General features: G+C 69.2%; 11 protein-coding genes. 9 read left to right on the top strand and 2 right to left on the bottom strand.

All coding sequences use genetic code 11. The features are described 5' to 3' along the window. Positions 1 to 241 precede the first annotated feature (241 nt). From WME82_RS12940 to WME82_RS12925, 4 genes are all read left to right on the top strand, one after another. The gene (locus WME82_RS12940) at positions 242 to 667 is read left to right on the top strand and encodes a hypothetical protein (RefSeq protein ID WP_438043097.1); all 426 of its coding nucleotides are present in this window, start codon (positions 242 to 244) and stop codon (positions 665 to 667) included. Beyond that, the gene (locus WME82_RS12935; RefSeq protein ID WP_438044886.1) at positions 627 to 4,676 is read left to right on the top strand and encodes an RHS repeat-associated core domain-containing protein; all 4,050 of its coding nucleotides are present in this window, start codon (positions 627 to 629) and stop codon (positions 4,674 to 4,676) included. Before WME82_RS12940 ends, WME82_RS12935 begins: the two co-directional genes overlap by 41 nt. An 8-nt stretch (positions 4,677 to 4,684) precedes the next feature. Then, on the top strand, positions 4,685 to 5,188 hold the full coding sequence (locus WME82_RS12930; RefSeq protein ID WP_438043096.1) for a hypothetical protein: 504 nt from the start codon (positions 4,685 to 4,687) through the stop codon (positions 5,186 to 5,188). A gap of 236 nt (positions 5,189 to 5,424) precedes the next feature. Next, positions 5,425 to 5,817: a hypothetical protein gene (locus tag WME82_RS12925; RefSeq protein ID WP_438043095.1), complete on the top strand. Its 393-nt coding sequence runs from the start codon at positions 5,425 to 5,427 to the stop codon at positions 5,815 to 5,817. Positions 5,818 to 5,893: 76 nt separating this feature from the next. Here WME82_RS12925 and WME82_RS12920 read toward each other — a convergent pair whose 3' ends face one another. Further along, positions 5,894 to 6,091 carry a hypothetical protein gene (locus tag WME82_RS12920; protein WP_438043094.1) on the bottom strand — a complete coding sequence of 66 codons (198 nt, stop codon included), beginning with the start codon at positions 6,089 to 6,091 and terminating at the stop codon, positions 5,894 to 5,896. A gap of 455 nt (positions 6,092 to 6,546) precedes the next feature. Here WME82_RS12920 and WME82_RS12915 point away from each other — a divergent pair, with 455 nt between their 5' ends. After that, on the top strand, positions 6,547 to 12,042 hold the full coding sequence (locus WME82_RS12915) for an AAA family ATPase (protein ID WP_438043093.1): 5,496 nt from the start codon (positions 6,547 to 6,549) through the stop codon (positions 12,040 to 12,042). On the opposite strand, the gene WME82_RS12910 is transcribed toward WME82_RS12915, so the two are convergent. Further along, positions 12,011 to 12,382 carry a response regulator gene (locus WME82_RS12910; RefSeq protein ID WP_438043092.1) on the bottom strand — a complete coding sequence of 124 codons (372 nt, stop codon included), beginning with the start codon at positions 12,380 to 12,382 and terminating at the stop codon, positions 12,011 to 12,013. The two genes, WME82_RS12915 and WME82_RS12910, sit on opposite strands and share 32 nt — an antisense overlap. 893 nt (positions 12,383 to 13,275) lie before the next feature. Between WME82_RS12910 and WME82_RS12905 the strand changes: the two genes are divergently transcribed. The 4 genes from WME82_RS12905 to WME82_RS12890 all read left to right on the top strand — a co-directional run bounded on the left by WME82_RS12905 (position 13,276) and on the right by WME82_RS12890 (position 21,214). Then, positions 13,276 to 14,778 carry a protein kinase domain-containing protein gene (locus tag WME82_RS12905; RefSeq protein ID WP_438043091.1) on the top strand — a complete coding sequence of 501 codons (1,503 nt, stop codon included), beginning with the start codon at positions 13,276 to 13,278 and terminating at the stop codon, positions 14,776 to 14,778. A gap of 124 nt (positions 14,779 to 14,902) precedes the next feature. Continuing rightward, a complete protein-coding gene (locus tag WME82_RS12900) occupies positions 14,903 to 16,132 on the top strand; it encodes an ATP-binding protein (RefSeq protein WP_437870884.1) in 1,230 nt (409 codons plus the stop codon). A 495-nt stretch (positions 16,133 to 16,627) separates the two neighbouring features. Next, positions 16,628 to 19,921, top strand: a complete 3,294-nt coding sequence (locus WME82_RS12895; protein ID WP_438043090.1) for a beta-propeller domain-containing protein — start codon at positions 16,628 to 16,630, stop codon at positions 19,919 to 19,921. Between the two features lie 198 nt (positions 19,922 to 20,119). Next, a complete protein-coding gene (locus WME82_RS12890) occupies positions 20,120 to 21,214 on the top strand; it encodes a hypothetical protein (RefSeq protein ID WP_438043089.1) in 1,095 nt (364 codons plus the stop codon). The last annotated feature ends 292 nt before the right edge of the window (positions 21,215 to 21,506 follow it).

Genomic DNA, 21,506 nt, shown 5'->3' with positions numbered 1-21,506 from the left:
AACGGAGATGAGAATCTTGAGAGGCCGGAGGTAATGCGTCGTGTGTCGCGGCGCTCCGGAGTCGTCGTCCCGGGCTGCGTACGCGGAGCGAGCATCCTCCTTGATGGCCAGCCTCGTTGGGCAGAACCCCTCACCATCAAGCAGCACGCTCGATGCGGTGCGCTGCCGCATCGATGAGAGGGCGCGGTAATACCTGGTCGACGCCGAGACGGTCGCGGACATCCGGACGGGGAACGGCCACATGGACACGGCCAACGACCTCGTCGCGCTCTCGGCGCTGTTCAGCGGCAGCTGGCCCGAGATCGCAGGGAAGACCGCCGCGACCGAGGCAGAGGTGAGGCGCGCCGGCGAGCTCGGGCCTGAGCTCCTCGCCGCCCTCGGCGTGAGGGAGCACGGCGCCCCGGGCCCGAGCGAGGCCGCGGACAGGCGGGCGCGCGCGTTCACCCTGTTCGTGGACGCGTACGACCAGACCCGCCGCGCCGTCACCTATCTCCGCTGGAAAGAGGACGACGTCGAGGCGATCGCGCCGTCCCTCTACAAGGGTCGCGGCGGTCGCGGGGCGTCGTCGAGCGACACGGACGCGGCACCGCCGGCGCAGCCCGGCACGGCCGCGCCCGCGCCGCCCGATACGGCGGCTCCGGCGCCGCCCGCTGCGCCGCCCGGCTGAGCCACCACCGCCGCTCCGCGCTCCCGTCGCTCCTGCGCCGCCGAGCGGCGAGCCTCCGTCTGCGCTCGACGACGCGGGCCACGATATTGGACCATGCCTCCAGTTCGCGTGCCCCCTGACGCGAAACGCGATTGAAGCGCCCTGGAGGCGCGGATACCTCTACCGCCATGGCCCGCACTGCGCCCGTGCCCAACATCCCGGCAATCCCCGGCATGAACCCCGGCGTCTTCATCCTGGGAGGAGGCGGCGGGGCGGCGGCAGCGGCGGTCCTGGCGGCGGCGACGGGGGCGGCGGCCAGGGCGCTGGCGGGGCCGGCGGGGGCAGCAGCGCGGGCGGTGGAGGCAAGAGCGCGCCGGATCCGAACAGGTATCCGGAGTGCGGCACGGTCTCGCACCCGATCGATGTCGTGACCGGCCGGGTCTTCACGCACGGGATCCCCATCTGTACGCTGCCGGGACCGCTGCCGCTCGTCTGGGAGCGCTCGTACAGCTCCACAATGGCGGATCGCGACGCCGGGCTCGGTCACGGCTGGGGTCACAGCCTGGGCTGGGAGCTCGAGGTGCGGAGCCATCGGGTCAGGGTGTGGACCGGGCTGGGCACGGCGGTGGACCTGCCGAAGCCCGCCGAGGGCGAGGAGGTGCTCGGCAAGTGGGGTTACCGGCTGCGGCGTGACGAGGAGGGGTGGCTGCTCGACGTCGGCGACGGGGTGAAGCGGCGGTTCGCGTGCGTGCAGGACGGCGGCCGGAGCGCGCGGCTCACGGGGGTGGAGGACCGCAACGGCAACCGCATCGCGCTGGCTTATGACGAGAAGGATGGCCGGCTGGTCGAGGTGACGGACAGCGCCGGGCGGCGGCTACGGCTCCGTGACAGGAGCTCGGGCGAGCTGCGGATCACCACGATCGAGGTGCAGGTCAACGAGGGAGGCGGCGAGTGGCTCGCGCTGGGCACGTTGACCCGTGATCGCGGCGGCGACCTCGTGGCGGCGACCGACGCGGACGGCCATGGGTGGCGACATGCTTATAACGAGGGGCATCTGCTCGTCGAGGACACCGACCGCAACGGGCTTACGTGGCGCTTCGTCTATGACAGCCAGCGCCGCGGCGTCGAGGCCTGGGGCGACTACGGCGGCCGGGTGGATCCGAGCCTGGCCGGGGAGCGGCCGAAGTACCTTTACGATCAGGAGACGCGGTGGAAGGGGATTCACCACTGCAAGGTCAATTACTCGGATATCGGCTTCACCGAGGTCGTCGACTTCAGCCAGGCGCGGCGCTTCCACGGCAACGAGCACGGCACGCTGGACAAGCAGGTGATCGGCGGCGCGGTGGTGGCGGCGACCTACCGCGAGGACGGCTGGATGACCTCCCGGCGCAACGAGCGCGGCGGAACCGAGGTGTTCGAACGCAATGATCGGGGGAGCGTCGTCCGGTATACGGGCCCGCTCGGGCACGTCACGGCGATCAAGCGCGACGCGAACGACCTGCCGGTCGAGATCGTCGACGCGGCGGGCGGCATCCACCGGTTCGAGCGCGACGCGCGGGGAAACGTCGCGCTGTACGCCGACCCCACGGGCGCGGCGACCTGCCGCCGCTACGACGCACGGGGGCTCATGGTCGAGGAGATCTCACCGAACGGCGAGCGCACGGCGTTCTCCTACGACGCGCACAGCAACTGCGCCGAGGTGACGCTGGCCAGCGGCGCGACGTGGCGCTTCCGGCACGACCGGCTCGGCCGGCGTACCGCCGAGATCGACCCCTTCGGCGCGGAGACGCGGTACCGGTGGTCGGCGCGGGGCGACCTCGTCGCGGTGATCGACCCGACCGGCGCCATGACGCGATATGCCTGCGACGGCGAGCAGCACGTGACCGAGATCGTCGACGCGAACGGCGGCGTCACCTCCTTGGTCTGGGGTGGCTACCACAAGCTCTGTCTGCGCCGCGACGCGAACGGCCACGAGGTGCGCCTCGGCTACAACCCCGAAGGCGAGCTGGTCGAGGTGCGCAACGAGAAGGGCGAGGTCCACACGCTCCGGCGCGATGGCAGCGGCAAGGTGCTCGAGGAGGTCACGTTCGACGGGCGGACGATCAGCGACAACTACGACGCGGCGGGCGACCTGATCCGACGGCGGCATGGCGAGCGGGATCAGGTGCTCATCGAGTACGACCTCGCTGGCAGGCCGATCCGCCGGGAGCACGAGGGCGGCTCGGCAGAACGCCTGGAATACGACGAGCTCGGCGCGCTGATCGGCGTGACGTGGCCGGGGGGCGAGATCCGGCTCGACCGCGACGCGGCTGGACGGGTGGTGCGGGAGATCCAGATCGTCGACGGCGTGGAGCACCGGGTCGAGAGCGCCTATGACCGGGAGGGCGAGCGCGTCCTGCGCAAGACGTCGCTCGGGCACAGCGAGGCGGTCGAGCGGGGGCTGTTCGGCGCGCGGCGGCGGACGGTGCTCGACGGGCGTGTCGTCGTCGACCACGCGAGCGACGTGCTCGGGCGAGAGGTCGCGCGGGCGCTGCCGGGCGGCGGGCGCGTCGAGAGCGCTTATGACCTCCTGGGCCGGCTCGAGCGGCGGCGCGCCGTGGGCCTGTCTCGCGAGGTGCACGTGCGGCCTGGAGAGCCGGCGTGGGTCGGGCCGCGGCCGGAGAACGTCACGGTGGACATGGCGTATCGCTATGATCCCGTGGGCGAGCTCGGCGCCTCGTGGGAGCAGCGGCGGGGGTGGACGTCGTATCGGTACGACCCTGTCGGCCAGCTGCTCGCGCGCATGCCGGAGCAAACGCGCGCCGAGGTGTTCCGCTATGACCCAGCGGGGAATAGCCATGAGGCCGGCCAGGACGCAGCGCCGAGGGAGTACGGGCGCGGCAACCGGCTCGCCCGCAAGGGGAACACGCTCTACCGGTGGGATGCCGAGGGGCGGCTCGCGGAGAAGTGGGTGGAGGACCCCGAGACCGGTGCGCGGCAGGCCTGGAGCTACACGTGGAGCGTCGCCGGCCTCCTGGAGAGCGTGACCACGCCGGAGGGCGAGCGGGTCGAGTTCCGGTACGATCCGTTCGGCCGGCGGGTCGAGAAGCGGGTGGGCAAGGCGCCGGCGAGCTCGCTACAAGCCTTCAGGCCGCGCTCGGTGACGCGGTTCGTCTGGGACGGCGACGTTCTCGTCCACGAGATCTCCCGCCGGGCGCGAGCTGAGGGCGATCCGGTGGTGGAGCTCAAGACCTACTGCTTCGAGGACGACGGGTTCGCGCCCGTCGCGCACCGCGACGGCGGCGGGTGGTTCCACTACGTCAACGACCCGATCGGGACACCGGAGCGGCTCGTCGACGAGCGCGGCGAGGTGGCCTGCGAGCTCCGGCGCGAGGCGTGGGGGCGGACGGACGCGGCGCCGGGGGCGAGGACCTCGACGCCGATCAGGTTCCAGGGGCAGTACGAGGACCCGGAGACGGGGCTTTGCTACAACCGGTTCCGGTACTACGACCCGGACGCGGGGAGGTTCATCAGCGCGGATCCGATAGGACTCGACGGCGGGATTCACGCGTTCCTCTACGCGACGAATCCTATTGTTTGGCTCGATCCACTGGGCTTAATCTTTGCGCGACACTATAGCCGTGCTGAGATACGGCGAATCCTTGCGGAAAGCGAGGGGCGCAGCCCCGGAGTCGGCAAGCCTCCAGGCCATGCACAGGGCCTACATGGAAGCATTAGCGACGCTGGCCTGCAAGCTCGCGCTAATGCCGACGTTGCGAACCGGTCAGGCTACCGCACCTGTGCGCAACAAGCGCGAGCGACATTCGACGCCCTCAATTCACCCCAGGGGCAAGCGGCGCTGGCGCAGCTGGACTCCAACCCCGGCCTGACAGCGGTCAACATAACCGCTCCGACTCAGTCAAAGGCGCGTGTTGCCTCGCCAGGTGGCACTGGGCCACGACAGCAACCATCCGCAGAGACGTTCGCGAGAGTATACCGGCTCCCCGGAGCGGGAGATCGGATACATATACAGACATCCTACCCCAAATGATCGGGCCTATGACGATGAGCGCGCTCTACATGCTGAATGCCGAGTTCGAGACAGCCAAAGCAATTCTCGCGCCCCGTGTTCATCCTCGACGTTGGCAGGCCATTCACGTTTCCGTGCATGACCGAGTGGCGACCGAGGCAAATTTTGATGCTCATGTCGTCGCCTGCGAGTACGCAACCTTCCTGCAGTTGCAGACAGAGCAGCTCTCGTACTTTTGCCAGACGTCTCGCAGCATTGCAGAGGATGTCTGCATGACCGTGGCGGAGTTCGAGGTCGTCATGTCTGGCCGCCAGATGCCTCGTGATGTGGCCACCGAACTGGCGACGACATGGCTTGGTCAGTTTGGCGAGGGGACGGTCTTCTTGGTCAATGGAAACGTCTCAACGTCGATAGCACGTCACAAATACTTTGATCATCTCAATCGCAGCCTGTTCTTTACCGATCGTGAGGCTGGCGTGCTCGCGGTGTCGCCCGCGCGCTGTGGCATCTTCTGGTCCGCCGAAAATTCATGAACACTGGAACGAACTCTCCCTGAACGCACGTTACGACTCCGCAGAAAAAATTTGTGAATAAGCCAAGGCGGCTCAGGCGGGTTTCCAAGTGCGTAGTAGCGGGCGATCTCCACCAGGAGCTGCTCCACGCCGCGCCGCCCTTGCACCACCGGCAGGATAGCGCCGGGGGCGAGGTCCTCGATGCAACTGCGCCAGATCCCCCTGGGAGGAGGAAGGGCAGCGTGAGATCATTCTACGTGTTCTCCCGGACGTCAGCGATCGAGCTGTCGACATGGCTCGACTCGATGGCGCAGCGCACGCCTGGCACCGCTCAATGGATCTACCCGAGCCCAGCCAAGAGGGCCCTCTACATCGAGCTCGCGGAGGATCTTTGCGATGATCTGGAGCCCGACACGATGCGATCGTTGCTCGCCCATTTTGATGGCGAGCGGCCGCATGGAGTCTGCGTCGACGTGTCCCGCAATCACTCGGCGGAGCGCGAGGCCGCGGAATTCGCTGTCTCCATTCTTCGTCAATTTGGCGGAGTCGCCATAGACGATGAGGGCGATCGCTTCTGGACGGCCGAAGAGATCGAGGCCGGCGACACGCATCAGGGCCGTCGCTTCGCAGGCGTGCCTGGAGCGGAGTGAGCCATGCCTCGCTCACGACGACGGCGCACTGCGTGGCCGAATCGTCGGTGTAAGCAGCTCCCGGCTGAGCACTCCATCATTGAATGCCCTGCCCCCCGTCGGGCTGGTCGATCCGCTGGAGACCTACGCGCTCGCCGCCTGGTATGCGCACCTGGCGTGGCTGTCCAGCGGAGGAGCTCAGAACGGGCTGAAGCAGCTCCTCGAGGAGGCAGAGGTGAGGCGCGCCGGCGAGCTCGGGCCCGAGCTCCTCGCCGCCCTCGGCGTGAGGGAGCACGGCGCCGCCCCGGGCCCGAGCGAGGCCGCGGACAGGCGGGCGCGCGCGTTCACCCTGTTGCAGCTCCGCCATGGCCGATCGCGACGCCGGATTCGGATAGCGGGGCGTATGGGCGGGGTGTGGGCTCGCCGTCCGGGCAAGCATGGCCGGACCCGCCTCGCCTGGTTGGCTGCATTTCCTTTTTTGGAACGCAGACTCATGACGCCTGCGACGTGAGGCACAAGATCCACACTCATGTCGAGAGCGCATGGCATCACGGTCCGTCACGCCTTCACAGGATCCTGCCGGCACGGGGCGCTGAGGCCGGCTGGTATGGATTCGAGCCCGCGTGATGCGCTCAATCACGTTCTCGGTCCGGCTCGGCGGCCCGGCCGACGATGCCCGAGCCCCGTGGAGCACCGCGCACGCGGCCTCATCGTCCTCGCCGAGCGTGTCGCGCTTCAGGAACCCCCTCCATGCCCCTCGCCTCCCCGTACACGATCACCATGCCTCTCTCCCTGGATGGCAGAGCCGTCGTCTATCGTGCGGTCAGGAGCGCCGATCGCTGCCCGGTAATCCTCAAGGTGCTCGATCCGCGGCGCAGCCGCCCGAAGGACCGCGAGCGGCTGAAGCACGAGTATGAGCTCGGACAGCTGCTCGACGCCCGGGCCGTCATCAAGCCGCTCGCCCTCGAGACGTACCAGGGCATGCCGGCCCTCATCCTGGAGGACTTCGGCGGCCAGTCCCTCGATCACCTGCTCGGGACGCCCATGGGGATCGAGCGCTTCCTCCCCCTCGCGATCCGCATCGCGGCGGCGGTCGCGGACGTTCACCAGCAGGACATCATCCACAAGGACCTGAAACCCGGCAACATCCTCGTCAACCCCGCCTCCGGCGAGGTCAAGATCGCCGACTTCGGGTTCGCGTCCCGCCTCCCCCGCGAGCAGCAGCGCGCGCAGCCCCCCCGGCTCATCGAGGGCTCCTTGCCCTATCTATCGCCGGAGCAGACAGGTCGGACGAGCCGGGCCATCGACAACCGCACCGATCTCTACTCGCTCGGCGTGACGTTCAATCAAATGCTCACCGGCAGGCTCCCCTTCGAGGCGCGCGACCCGGTCGAATGGGTCCATTGCCACGTGGCCCGCGTCCCCACGTCGCCGTCGGAGCTCGTCCCCGAGGTGCCCGAGACGATCTCGCGCATCACCCTGAAGCTCCTCTCCAAGATGCCCGAGCATCGCTACCAGAGCGCTCGCGGCCTCCAGCGCGACCTGGAGAGGTGCCTCGCAGAGTGGAGCGCGAGCGGGCGGGTGGAGCCGTTCGCGCTGGGCGAGCGAGACACGACAGGCCGGCTCCAGATCCCGCAGAAGCTCTATGGCAGAGAGGCGGAGGTCGCCACCTTGCTGCAGGCCTTCGGCCGCGTGGTCGCCACGGGGACGCCGGAGCTCCTGCTCATCTCCGGATATCCCGGGATCGGCAAGAGCGCGCTCGTCCATGAGCTGCACAAGCCGATCATCCGGGAGCGGGCCTTCTTCCTTTCGGGCAAGTTCGATCAATACAAGCGCGATATCCCCTACGCCACGCTCGTCCAGGCCTTCCAGGAGCTCGCGATCGAGCTCCTTGCCGAGAGCGAGGAGCGGATCGCGGCGTGGAGACGGCAGCTGCTCGACGTCCTCGGGGTCAACGCCCAGCTCATCGTGGAGGTGATCCCGCAGGTCGAGCTGATCGTCGGACGGCAACCGCCGGTCCCCGAGCTGCCGCCGACCGAGGCGCAGAACCGCTTCCGCATGGTGCTCCGGCACTTCATCGGGGTGTTCGCCCAGAAGGAGCACCCCCTCGCGCTCTTTCTCGACGATCTCCAGTGGGTCGATGCGGCCAGCCTCGGGCTGCTCAAGGACCTCTTGGCCCACCCTGAGATGCGCTATCTCCTCATCATCGGCGCCTACCGCGACAACGAGGTGTCCCCCACCCACCCGCTCCTGGTGACGTTGGACGAGGTGCGGAGAGACGGCGCGCGCGTCTCGGACATCGTGCTCGGCCCGATACCGCGCGAGCACCTCGCCGCGTTCGTCGGCGAGGCGCTCCGCTGCCGCCTCGAAGACGGCGCGCAGCTCTCCGAGCTCGCCTACGAGAAGACGGCCGGCAACCCCTTCTTCGCCATTCAGTTCCTCCTCTCGCTCCATGAAGAGCGCCTGATCGAGTTCGACGAGCGCACCGAAGCCTTTCGGTGGGACGTCGCGAAGATCCGCGAAAAGGGCTACACCGACAACGTGGTCGACCTGATGGTCGGCAAGCTCAGGCGGCTGCCCGCGAAGACCCAGGAAGCGCTGAAGCAGCTCGCCTGTCTGGGAAATACCGCCGAGGTCGCCCTCCTGGCGATGGTTCGCGCCAGTGTGGAGCACGACGTGCACGCGGACCTCTGGGAGGCCGTCCGCGCGGGCCTCGTCATCCGCGTGGACAGCACATACAAGTTCCTCCACGACCGCATCCAGGAAGCGGCCTATTCGCTCATCCCGGAGGAGCTGCGCGCCGAGATGCACCTTCAGCTCGGCCGGCTCCTCTTGTCTCGGTTGCCAGAGCAGGGGATCGCAGAGCGGGTCTTCGACGTCGCAAACCAGCTCAATCACGGCGCCCACCTCCTCACCGATCCGCGCGAGAAGGAGGCGCTCTGCCGGCTCAACTTCCTGGCGGGGACCAAGGCAAAAGCCTCGGTGGCCTACGCGTCGGCTCGCAGCTACCTGGCCCAGGCGACATCCCTGCTGCCGCCGGACGCCTGGAGCGCACGGAACGAGGATGCGTTCACGCTCCACCTGGAGCTCGCCGAATGCGAGTACCTCGTCGGCCGCTTCCAGCAGGCCGACGAGCTGTTCGACCTGATTCTCCAGAACGCCCGCTCCAGGCCCGACCGATCCAGGGCGTACCGATCGCGCCTGCGGCTCTACCAGATCGCCGGACGGCACCGCGACGCCGTGGCGGTCATGATCCAGGCCCTGCAGCTCTACGGGGTGATGCTCCCGGAGTCCGACGAGGAGATCCGGATGGCCGCGGAGGCCGAGATCCGGCAGGTCTCGATCAACCTGCAGGGGCGCCCCATCGCCGACCTCGTCGACGCGCCTGTAGCCACCGACGAGAGCGCGCGGGCGCTCATCGGCCTGATCGCCGAGTCGTTCCCCATCGTGTACACCTCGCGACCAGCGCTCTGGGTCCTGCTCACCGCCAAGGGGGTGAGCGTCTCCCTGCAGCGCGGGCACGCCGAAGAGTCCTCCTTCATCTATAGCAATTACGGCATGGTGCTGGTCTCGTTCTACCGCGACATCCCGCGCGCGCTTCAGTTCTCCGAGATGGCGCTCAGGCTGAATGAAAAATTCAAGAGCGCCACGGCAAAACTGAAAGGGAAGCTGCTCTTCCAGAATGCAAGCGTCATCAGGGTCTGGTGCGGGCGCTTCGCGGCGAGCCTCCCGCTCATGGAGCAGGCCTTCCTCGCTTGCCTCGACATCGGAGATCTCGTCTTTGCCGGCTACTTGACCTACAACATGACATGGCTCGTCCTGGAGAGCGGAGAGCCGCTCGTTCATGTCATCGATGTCGCGCGGAAGCACATCGCGTTCGCCCGGCAGACCCACAATGACGTGGTGTACCATGTCCTCCGGCTCGAAGAGCAGTTTGCAGCGAGCCTGAGGGGAGCGACGCAGGCGCCCACGAGCTTCAGCGACGACACCTTCGACGAGGAGAGCTGTATCGCGGCCCTCAAGAAGGCGGGCTTCGGCCTTGGAGTTACATACTACCACGTCATGAAGCAGATCGCGACATTCACCCATGAACGCTATGCCGAAGCGCTGGAGTTCGCGACCAGCGCCACGTCGATGCTGCACCAGGTGGCATCCATGGCGATCGAGGCGATGCATCACTTCTACCACGCGCTCACGCTGACGGCGCTCTATGCGCAGGCCCCTGCCGAGCAGCAGCGGCAGTTCGCGCAGACGCTCGAGAAGCAATTGCAGAAGCTGGAGCTCTGGGCCGACAACTGCCCCGAGAACTTCCGGACCCGCTACGCCCTGGTATCAGCCGAGGTCGCCCGCATCGAGGGCCGGGACCTCGACGCCATGCGCTTCTATGAAGAGGCCGTCCACTCGGCGCGCGACAGCGGCTTCGTCCACGTTGAAGCGCTCGCCTACGAGCTCGCATCTCGGTTTTACCGGGCGCGAGGGTTCGCGCGCTTCGCCGACACCTACTTGCGCGAGGCCCGCTCCTGCTATGTCCGCTGGGGCGCCGACGGCAAAGTCCAGAGCCTCGACCGATGCTACCCCGAGCTCGTCGAGCGACCATCGGCCGCGCTCACCGCCACGTTCGTGGCCGCGCCCGAGCAGCTCGACCTGTTCTCGGTTGTCAAAGCCTTGCAGAGCATCTCGTCCGAGATCCTCTTGCCGAAGCTCAGCGAGACGCTGCTGCAGATCGTGCTCCAGCAGGCGGGCGGGCAGAGAGGGGCGCTGATCCTCGTCCGCGACGGCGAGCTCGCCGTCTACGCCGAGGCCACGACCGACGGGACGGAGATCCGCGTCGCGAGCCACAAGGGCGTCCCGGCGTCGGCGGCGGCGTTCCCGATGTCGATCCTCCACTACGTCGCGCGGACGCGTGAGCCCGTCATCCTGGACGAGGCCGCCGTGGCGACGCGGTTCGCTTCGGACGAGCACCTCACCCGGAGACGGCCGCACTCGCTGCTGTGCCTCCCCATCGTGCGGCAGGCGCGCCTGAGCGGCCTGGTCTACCTGGAGAACAACGTCGCGACGGGGGCGTTCACGGCCGGCACGATCCGGGTGCTCGAGCTGCTCGGCGCGCAGACGGCCATTTCGCTCGACAATGCCATGCTCTACGCCGACCTCGAACGGAGCCAGATGGAGATCAAAGCGGTGCTCGACAACATGGTCGACAGCGTCTTCGTCGTCGACCGGAACGGGCGCGTCACCCTGGCCAACCATGCGGCGGCGCGCCTCGCAGGGCTCGCGAGCCCGGACGAGGCGCGCGGGCCCATCGCGGACCTGGTGCGGCGGCTCCGCTTCGACCGCCCGAACGGGACGCCCTACGAAGCGGAGCAAACGCCGCTCGTGCGCGCGCTCGGCGGCGAAACGGTGGCCCTGGATGAGGGGACGATCTCGCTCCCCGGCGCGGAGCGGACCCGCTACGTGCACACGAGCGCGTCGCCCATGCGCGATGCGGAGGGGCAGGTGGTGGGCGCGGTGGCGGTCGTGCGGGACGTCACCGAGCTCGTGGAGCTCGACCGGCTCAAGGACCAGTTTCTCCGCGTGGCCGCGCACGAGCTCAAGACGCCCGTGACGGTGATCATGGGCTATGCCGAGATGCTCTTGCGCACGGCGACGGAGCTGCCGCCGGGTCAGCGCCGGATCCTGGACGGGCTGCTGCGGGGCGCCGACCGAATCGAGCGGATCGTGGCCGATCTGCTGTTCCTTTCGCAAGTCCAGCTCGGCCGGCTGGATCTGGTGCTCGAGCGCGTGGATCTCGGGGAGCTGGTCGACCGCATGGCGGCGCGCCTGGAGCAGGGGGCGCGGTCGCGCCGCATCCGGGTCACCTGCGCCGAGCCCGTGGTGCTCCAAGGGGACCGCGAGCTCTTGGAGCGGGTCGTGGCGCACCTGCTCGACAACGCCCTGCGGTACTCACCGGACGGCGGCGAGGTGGAGCTGGACGTGCGGATGGCGGACGCGCTCGACGCCCTGGTGTCCGTGCGCGATCAGGGGGTGGGGATCCCCGTGGAGAAGCGGGCGCGGATCTTCGAGCGCTTCCATCGCGCCCACACCGATACGCCCCACGATTACGGAGGGATGGGGACGGGGCTGTACCTGTCGCGCGCGATCGTGGTGCGCCACGGAGGCGAGATGTGGTTCGAGAGTGAGGAAGGCCGTGGCAGCACGTTCCACGTCCGCCTGCCCCTTACATGTGAAGGTGCGACCGCACCATCCTGACCAGCTGGTCGCAGTGAAAGGGCTTCGCGATCCACCCTGCGGCGCCGATCTCCTGGGCTCGAAGGGCGGCGTGCTCGGCCGCGGTCAGGACCATGATGGGCACCGACCGGCCGTATCGGTTCTGAAACTCCCGCGCGAAGGCCCGACCGTCCATGACCGGCATCTTCATGTCGAGCAGGATGAGGTCGGGCATGTGTTCACCTATCCTCTCCAGAGCCTCTTGTCCGTGCCGCGCTGTCTGCACATCGAATCCCTCCACCGAGAGCGTCATTGCCACGAGCTCGCGCAGGTCGTCGTCATCTTCCGCAACGAGAATATTCATCGTCACCTCGATCTCCATGGCCCCCAGAGTGACCGATAGGGCTCAGGCCACCTTTCCGTTCACTCAGCGCGGGAGCCCGATGACTCCGTCGAGCTCTCTTCAATATCGATCCGTCAGCCGTTAGCCATCAACGCTCATTTCCTATACTGTACTGTACAGCCGTTCCTCGCTCCTGGCGCGCCGGCACAGACGGACTCGACCGAGAGCATCCTCGTGGCCATTCGAGTATAGCCATTCCGATTCACGTCGGCCTTCAGAAAACCCCTCATCGCCGGACGGTTACTCCGTCGGCAACCGCCTTTCCGCCGACAGGCAGGTCCGACGGCAGGCATGCGGCCTGGCTCTGCCTGCAAGCCCACGACCGAGGTGATCGTGACGACCCCGCCGCCCTGCTGGCTCGCCCGTCGCTATGCTCGACGGGGAAAAGGCGAAGCTCGCCATGGATTGACGAGAGGGATCGCCGCTGGACGGCTGAAACAATCGAGGCCGGCGACACGCGTCAAGGCCATCGCTCCTTCGGCGTGCCCCGAGCAGCGTGAGCCAGCCGCCCGGCTGGCCCCCCGCGCGGCGCCGCGCCTCGCCGCGGCATGATTGACCCCAGTTCAATAGCTCTGGTATGAATGCGGATCGGCGCCCGTGCCCCGCGCCGCGCCGCCGCGCGCCCGGGACGGGCTCCCCAGGCCCCGCGCACGCGAAGGCGCACCAGCGGTTCTGAGCGCGCGACGGCCTGGCCGGCCGGCGAGCGCGGCGCAAAGCCACGCTCGCCGCGCAGCGTGGCATCCTGCCACAGCTGCGACATCCCGCCCGACCGTGACGCGCCCGCGAGACGCCGTCAGATCGCCGCGTGCACCGCGCTTCGCAGCTGGAGCGCGTGTCGCTCTCCGTTGATAGGCATGCGCAGGACACGTATCATGCGCACCATGGCAGACGCGGCGGACGGCTCGCCCGGCTTCAGCTCTGGAAGCGCGAACGGCGGCGATCCCCCCGCGCCGCTCGCGCCCGACGTCGCGGATACGCTGCAGGGCGTCGACACCGTGGTGCGCGACCGTCCCCCCGCGCGGGCGGAGCCGCCGGCCGAGCGGAACGGCGACGGCTCCACGCTGAGCGACGAGGACCTCTGGCAGGCCGCGGCGCGCTCGAGCCTGCACGAGGGAGGCAGCTCGGTTCAGGTGCCGCCCGAGGGCACGTTGCTCGGAGGGGTCTACCGCATCGTCGGTCGCCTCGGAGAGGGGGCCATGGGCGTCATCCTCCTGGCGCGCGACGAGCAGCTCCAGCGGGACGTCGCCATCAAGCTGCTCCGGCCGGAGCAGCTCGACAACGCGCAGATGCAGGCCCGCCTGCTGGCGGAGGCGCGGGCGATGGCGCGCGTCCACCACCCGAACGTCGTCGAGATCTATGCGTTCGGCGAGTACGAAAACGCGCCGTATTTCGTCATGCAGTACGTGCCTGGGGTCACGCTCGACACGCATGTCCACAGCAAGGGGGGCCGGCTCGGCCTCGACGAGGCGCTGAGCGTCCTTGACCAGGCCTGCCTCGGCGTCTCGGCGATCCACACCTCGGGCATCGCCCACCGCGACGTCAAGCCGAGCAACATCCTCGTCGGCCAGGCCCTCCGCGTCGTGGTGGCCGATCTCGGGCTCGCGAAGCGGATCCCCCGCGGCGATCGGGTCGAGCTCGCCTTCTCCGGCACCCCGGCGTACCTGGCGCCGGAGGTGGCGCTGGGCCGGCAGCTCGATCCCGCGCTGCTGCCGCGCATCGACGTCTACGCCCTCGGGGTGGTCGCGTACTACCTGCTCGCCGGCCGCCTGCCGTTCCAGAGCACGAGCACGGTGGATCTGGTGATGCAGCACGCGTATCAGCCCCCGATCCCGCCGAGCGAGATCTGCCCTGATCTGCCGCCGTCGTTCGACGCGCCGGTGCTCGCGGCGCTGGCCAAGGAGCCCGACCAGCGCACGGCGAGCGCGGAGGCGCTGCGCGAGGCGCTGCTCGACGCGCGCGGCGCCCTGCCGGCGTACGCGCGCACGACGCGCGTCGTGGTCGCCGACGACAGCCCGTCGTTCCGCAGCTTCCTCGCCAGCGTCCTCGCGGAGGCGCTGCCCGGCGCGGCCATCGAGACAGCGCCCGACGGCGCCGCGGCGCTTTTGGCCATCGAGGCGAACCGCCCGTCGCTCGGCGTGTTCGACCTCGACATGCCCGGGCTGGACGGCATCGCGCTCACGGCGGCGGTGCGCAAGCTCCCACAAGGGGATTTCCCGATCATCGTGGCGACCGGGACCGGGGGCGCGGCCGACTGGCAGTGCCTGTCGCGCCTCGGCGCGTCGGCGTTCCTCGTCAAGCCGTTCGACGCGGGGCAGCTCATCACCCTGGCGCGCGCGCTCGTGGGCGTCGCCGAAGAGCAGAAGCGCCGGCCATGAGGGGCGGGGCGAAGACCCGGGCCTCCGCCGCGGCGGGGGTGGAGCAGGCGGCGTGGCGCGAAGCTTGCCGGCGGGAGAGCGCCGATGTCCGGCGTGGTCGAGGCTCCCGATGAACGACAGCGCGATGAAGGTCCTTCTTGTGGATGACGACGAGGTCGACCACCTCGTCACACGGCGGCTCCTCCGCGACGTTCCCCGCACCCGGTACGACGTGACGTGGCTGAGCAGCTCGGACGAGGCGATCCAGGCGCTGCGCGCCGGCGGCTACGACGTGTGCCTCCTCGACTTCCGGCTCGACGCCCGGACGGGCCTCGACGTCGTGCGTGAGGCCAACCACCTCGGCTGCGCGATCCCCATCATCATGCTGACGGGGGTCGGCGACGAGGAGATCGACATGGCCGCGATGAGCGCGGGCGTCGCGGATTACCTGGTGAAGGGGAGGTTCGACGCGCAAAACCTCGAGCGCACGATCCGCTATGCGATCGAGCACAAGAGGTGCCAGCTCAAGCTCAAGCAGTACGCCGACACGCTGGAGGAGAGCAACCGGCAGCTCGTCCAGATGCACGAGGAGCTCGCGGCGAAGAACGCGGAGCTGGTCCGGCTGAACGAGGAGAAGAACCGCTTCGTCGGCATGGCGGCCCACGACCTCAGGAACCCGCTCGGCGTCATCCTGGGCTACAGCGATTTCATGCTGATGAGCCACCGGCGCGGGGAGCCGTCGTCGCTGCTCAAAGAGGGCGGCGTCGAGATCGTCAACATGATCAGGAGCTCGAGCAAATTCATGCTCTCGCTCATCAACGATCTGCTCGACGTGTCGATGATCGAGCTCGGCAAGCTGAACCTCGACAGGAAGAGCACGGATATCGTCCAGCTCGTCGAGTCGAACGTCGCGCTCAACATGGTGCTGGCGGGGCAGAAGAACATGAAGCTCGTCGTCGAGAGCGACGAGGGCGTCCCGCGGGTCGAGGTCGACGTCCACAAGCTGGAGCAGGTGCTCAACAACCTCATCAGCAACGCCATCCACTACGCGCCTCCGGGCACGACCATCCGCGTCCGGGTCCACGGCGGCCGGGGGGAGGACGCCGGCGGGGGGGCCGAGGTGCTCCTGTCGGTGAAGGACGAGGGGCCCGGGATCGCGGCGGAGGACCTCGGGAAGCTCTTCCGGCCGTTCGGGCGGGCGAGGACGGTCAGCACCGGGGGGGAGCGCTCGACGGGCCTCGGGCTGGCGATCGCGCAGCGGGTCGTCGAGGGCCATGGCGGGCGGATCTGGGTGGAGAGCGTGGTCTCGAAGGGGTCGACGTTCTTCGTGGCGCTGCCGGTGGCGCGGGCGGAGGAGAAGGAAGAGGCCGCGTGACCGGCGCGCGACGAGCGCGGGCCCCGCGCCGCTCGACGTCACGATAGAAGGCGTCGAGCGCCCCGCAGACCGGCAAGAGCCGACGGCAACCAGCGCTGTCCGAACCGTCGTGTGGGCAGACGCCGCCAACTGTGAGCTTTCGGCGCTCCGCTCCACCAAGAACCCATCCTGCGCCACGCAGAGCAATCCGCTCTGCCGCCGTTCCGTAACAGCATTCCACATTGAGGAGCCACTCCAGAAGGTGGATACTCCGCTGGATGCAAGCTCACGGTCCGCGGTAGCGCGAAGCCGCGAAGATCGGCTCGATCGCGGGCTGCGCCGTGCCGGACGCGCCCTCGACCGCTCGCCGGAGACTCGCCGCACCGCCGCCCTCGGATCGCGACGTTCCGACCACGTTGAACCGTGTAGGACACATCGATGTGCGCAGTCTCCGCACCTCATGCGAGGTGCCAGGGAGGAGTAGCTGTGGCGAAGAGAAGAGCGTTATTCAGAGGTGTGCTGTCAGCGCAGGCCAGCGTGATGGCCGCGCTGCTCTTGCTGCTCGGACAGGGATGCGGGAGCGACGACAACAAGCCCGAGCCCCAGGAGCAGACCCCACCCGAAGAAGAGAACGAGAACCCTCCGCCCGAGGAGGAGGAGCCGGATCCTCCCAAGGAAGAGCCCGAGGAGCCCGAGGAGCCCGAGGAGCCTGAGACCCCGGAGGGGCCCACCGACTTCGTGTCGGCCGATGATCCGTTCACCGAGGGGTACCTCGGCGAGGAGGAAGAAGAGGAGGAAGAAGAGGAGGAGGAAGAGGAAGAGAGCCGCGAGCTCGAGGAAGGCGACATCTACCGCGTCCTCGGCGGCGGGCAGATCCTCAACCTCAACACCTTCCGCGGCCTGCAGGTCATCGACATCCAGGACCCGTCGGACCCGAAGTTCCTCGGCCAGATGCAGATCGCCGGCACCCCGGTCGAGATGTACGTCGTCGGCGACCGCGCGGTCGTGCTCCTGAACGACTGGGCCGGCTATCAGCTCAAGGCCGACGGCCTCACCGTGGAGCGGCGGACCGGCGGGACCGTGCTGTTCATCGACATCGCCGACCGCGCCGCGCCGAAGCTCTTGTCGCAATACCCGGTCACGGGCGCCATCATGACGAGCCGCCTCGCGCGCGGCGAGAGCGCGAGCTCGCTCTACATCGCCTCGAACGGCTCGGAGCTCGAGGAGATCAACCCCGGGCAGTTCCAGTGGGTCAACAAGACCCTCGTCCGGAGCTTCGACGTCGGCGCCGACGCGCTCGCCCCGCGCAGCGAGATCGAGCTCGGCGACACCGTGACCGCCATCCACGCGGAGGCGGACGTGCTCCTCGTGGCGCGCAACGGCGGCAGCTGGTCGCAGGATCCCAGCGAGATCTCGATCATCGACATCTCGAACCGCGACGGGTCGATGGTGCTGCGCGACAGCGTGAGCACGGCCAGCTACGTGCGCTCCCAGTTCCACATGGACTTCCGCGACAACATGCTGCGGGTCTTCTCCGGTCCGCAGTGGGCCGACGGGACGCCCAGCTACCTCGAGACGTGGAACGCGGCCGATCCCGACAACATCGTGCCGATCGACAGCGAGGAGTTCGGCGCCGAACAGTCGCTCTACGGCGCCATCTTCCTGGACGACAGGGCGTTCGCGGTCACCTACCGGCGCCAGGATCCCTTCCACGCCTTCTCCATCGATCCGAGCGGGAACGTCACCGAGGAGAGCGAGTTCATCGTGTCGGGGTGGAACAACTTCTTCCGCCCGGTCCTCGGCGCGACCCGCCTGATCGGGATCGGCGTGAACGACCAGAACGGCCGGCAGCTCGCGGCCAGCCTCTACGACATCACCGATATGACGAGCCAGGATCCCCTGGTGGCGCGCGCCGAGATCGACGGCGGCGCCCAGGGCTGGAGCTGGTCCGAGGCCGACTGGGATCACCGCGCGTTCACCGTGCTCGACGACGCGGTGGACGCCGTGGCGGCGACCGGAGAGCCCGAGACGGGCCTCGTGCTGCTCCCGTTCTCCGCGAGCAGGATCGTGGACAACACCCGGCGGCCGTTCTCCGGCGTGCAGATCTTCACCTTCTCGGACACCACGCTGACCCGCCGCGGCGTGATGGAGCACGGGACCCCCGCGCGCCGCACGTTCCGCGCCGAGGACATCGCCACCGCGAACGTCTCCGATGAGGAGCTCACCCTCTACGCGCAGGACAAGCTCGACACGCCCGAGAAGCTCGGACACCTCGATCTCGCCCCGGATTATGTGAAGGTCTTCGCGTTCGGCGAGCACCGCGTCCGCGTGAAGATGCCTTACGATCTCTACTGGACCCCCGCCGAGAACCGGAAGGTCAAGGCGGAGGTCGTGCCGAGCGCCGGGCTCACCCAGCTCGCGCAGCCGATCGCCACCTTCGATCTGCCGGCCGACGCAGAGCTCCATCAGGTGGGCGATCTGCTCGTGTCGCTGACCACCACCTTCGAGAACTGGGTGGGCAAGGTGACCCACCTCGAGGTGATCGACCTGTCCGACCCGACCGCGCCGCGGCGGGCGGGCACGCTCGACACGAGCGATCTCCCCGCCACGGGCGGCTACTACGGCGGGGGGAGCTCGTTCTCGACCGTGCACCCCGCGCGCGACGCCCTCGCCTTCCTGCGCGTCATCGGCCACTCCGAGGACCTCGGGGTCGGCTGGGCGTGCCGGACCAACTCGGTCGAGAATCCGGGCTGCTTCGGGCAGGAAGGCTGCACGTACATGGCCGGAGAGCGGACGTGCCGCAACATCGGCGGCGAGGAGTACTGCAACGGCGGGTTCGCCGAGTGCACGGACCACCCCGGCGCGGACACGAGCTGCACGCCGGTCGAGGTCGACCGGAACGACATCGTGGGGATCACGTCGACGTATTGTTATGAGTACGTCCCGCGCCGCAGCTGGGCACAGATCGAGATCCACGTGGTCGACCTCTCCGACCCGGACCACCCGACCGTGGCGCCGGCCGTCGCGCTGCCGGACGACAACGAGACCGTGAACGTCCTCAACGACGACGGGGAGCTCTACTTCAACATCAAGCGCTCGATCAGCGGCCGCGCGCCGGACGATCCGCGCCCGCGCACGCAGTACTTCCTCACGCACCTCGACCTGACCAACCCGTCGCAGCCGGCGCTCGATCCGGGGATCAACGTGCCCGGCGAGGTGCTCGCGATCCAGGGCGCGTCGATCTACGCGAGCGACAGGGTGTGGGGCCAGCAGTTCATCGAGACGGCGATCGCGCGGCTCGAGGTGCACGAGGGGCTCGCGTACCTGCAGGAGTACCAGAAGTTCCCGGACCGCCAGGTCAACGCGATCTCCATCGATGGCCGCGGGCTGCCCGTCCTGTCCCACAGCCTGATCTGGCGTCCGAGCAACGGGTGGTACGCTGGCTGGGATCCCAACCAGAAGCTGACCACGCTCTCGCCGGCGGGTGAGGCGCCGCCGCCCGAGCCGGAGAACGAGAACGAGGACCCCGCGATCCCCGAGTTCGACGTGCTCTCCACCGTCCGACTCGCCTCGTGGGCGTCGCTGCGCCACACGGCCGACATGCGGGCGCTCTTCGAGGTGCCCGGCGGCGCCCTGGCGATCTCCCTCGAGGAGCCCGAGGCGCCGAAGGCACAGGCGTTCTTCCCGCTCTGGGGCTGGCCCGAGAGGTTCGTGACCAGCGGCGAGGAGGTCCTGTTCGCCGCCGGCCGCTTCGGGATTCACCAGCTCGATCGCGAGACCGTCAACCTCGTCCCCTACCTGGGCGAGTAGCCGGGCCGCTGGGCAAGCCGGCCGGGGCCGAGCGCACCGGGCCGGCTTGCCGCAATGGCACACGGCGCGCAGCTTCGCGCGGCGCGGCCGCCTCATCCCTCTTTTCCCTCTTCGAACGCCACGCACCGCGCAGGCCGCGCGTGCGAGGCGGTGAGATCCGGTTTCGCGGAGCGCCCGACAACGCTATGGAGGAGCCCCATGGTCGAGCAAAGCACAGCGGAAAACGGGGAGGGGCAACCGGAGAGCCCGGAGCCCATCGAGGATCGCGCGACGGAAGCCGCCGGAGAGCCGGCGGAGGCGGGCGCTGAGGCCTCTTCCGGCGGCACGACGACGACCACGACGGCGGGCGCAGCGAGCGCGGAAGACGCCGTGGCAGCGCCGGCCGCCGCTGCGCCCGCCGCCGCTGCGCCGGCTCGATCGCGGCCGCCGCGGGTCATCGACATGCGCCGGCCGCGCACGCCAGCGCCCGCGCAGGAGCTGCCGCCGCGGCGCTCGGCGCGGCCAGCGGAGCGCGGACCTGCCGACCGTGGAGCGCGCGAGCGCGGACCGGCGGAGCGCGCAGGACGCGACAGCGGCCCGGCCGAGCGCGGGGCGCGCGACGGCAACGCGGCCGAGCGCCGCTCGCCGGACAAGGCCAGGGGGGCGCGGGATGGGGCGACGCCGCGCGGCCGGACAGGCGCCGGGGGCGCTACCCAGACCCGCGCGCCCGCGGCCCATCCAGCGCCGGGCGCCGCCACGCGAGAGCAGCGTGCTGCCGCCGCCGCGGACCCCGCGCAGAGCGAGGCGGAGCGCAACGCCGCGCTCGCCGAGGCGAAGCGCGCGCCCGCCGCGGGAGAGGCCAACGCCTCCAGGGCGTCGCGGCAGCCGCAGCCCGCCGAGACGCGCGGCGTGGCGCCGGCGCCGGAGACGACGGCGACCCCCGAGCCGCGCCGGGACGCCGTGTGGGTGCCTCCGCCGAGCGCCGCATTCCCGCGGAAGAAGAAGCCCGCGCTCACCGCCAAGGAGGCAATGAAGGCCAGAGTCCAGGCGCGGGCCGAAAAGAAGGCAGCGAAGCAGGCACCGAGCCGCGCGGCCGAGCCCACCGCGGACCAGCGCGTGGAGGCCGGCCGTGAGGAGCCCGGAGCGCCTCCCGCTGCAGCAAAGCCCCGTGACGCCGCCGTGGCGAAGCCCCGCGATGCGGCGCCGAGGTCAACACGCCGCGACCAGGCGGCGCCGGCGCCGGCGGCGAGCGCGCCGACCGCGAAGCCGGGGCTGCTCAGGCGGTTGCTGAGCCTGTTCGGGCGCTCCGGCTAGCACCGGTTCACGAGGCGCTCGGTCGGCTGCTCGGGCTGCCGGCGGCACCGGAGAGGTGAGCAAGCTCAGGCCGAACGTCGAGCCCGCCGCTCGCGTCGGCTCGCTGCCGGGGAACAGCGAATCATCCCAAAAGCGATCGATTCAGCATCACCGCGGCCGGATCCCCCCGCGAGCAGACGGCCCGCAAAAGCATCCACCTGGTTTGTAGGCACAATGTGCCTCGCCTCACTCGTTATCCAGATCTGGTGGTCTCGCACACGCTCGCACCGTGCCGGAACCAACGAACCTGCGC

Source organism: Sorangium sp. So ce128, assembly GCF_051525245.1.
GTDB classification, from domain to species: domain Bacteria; phylum Myxococcota_A; class Polyangia; order Polyangiales; family Polyangiaceae; genus Sorangium; species Sorangium cellulosum_B.
The sequence above is the reverse complement of the archived record's forward strand: the minus strand, read 5'-3'. Positions and strand labels throughout refer to the sequence as shown.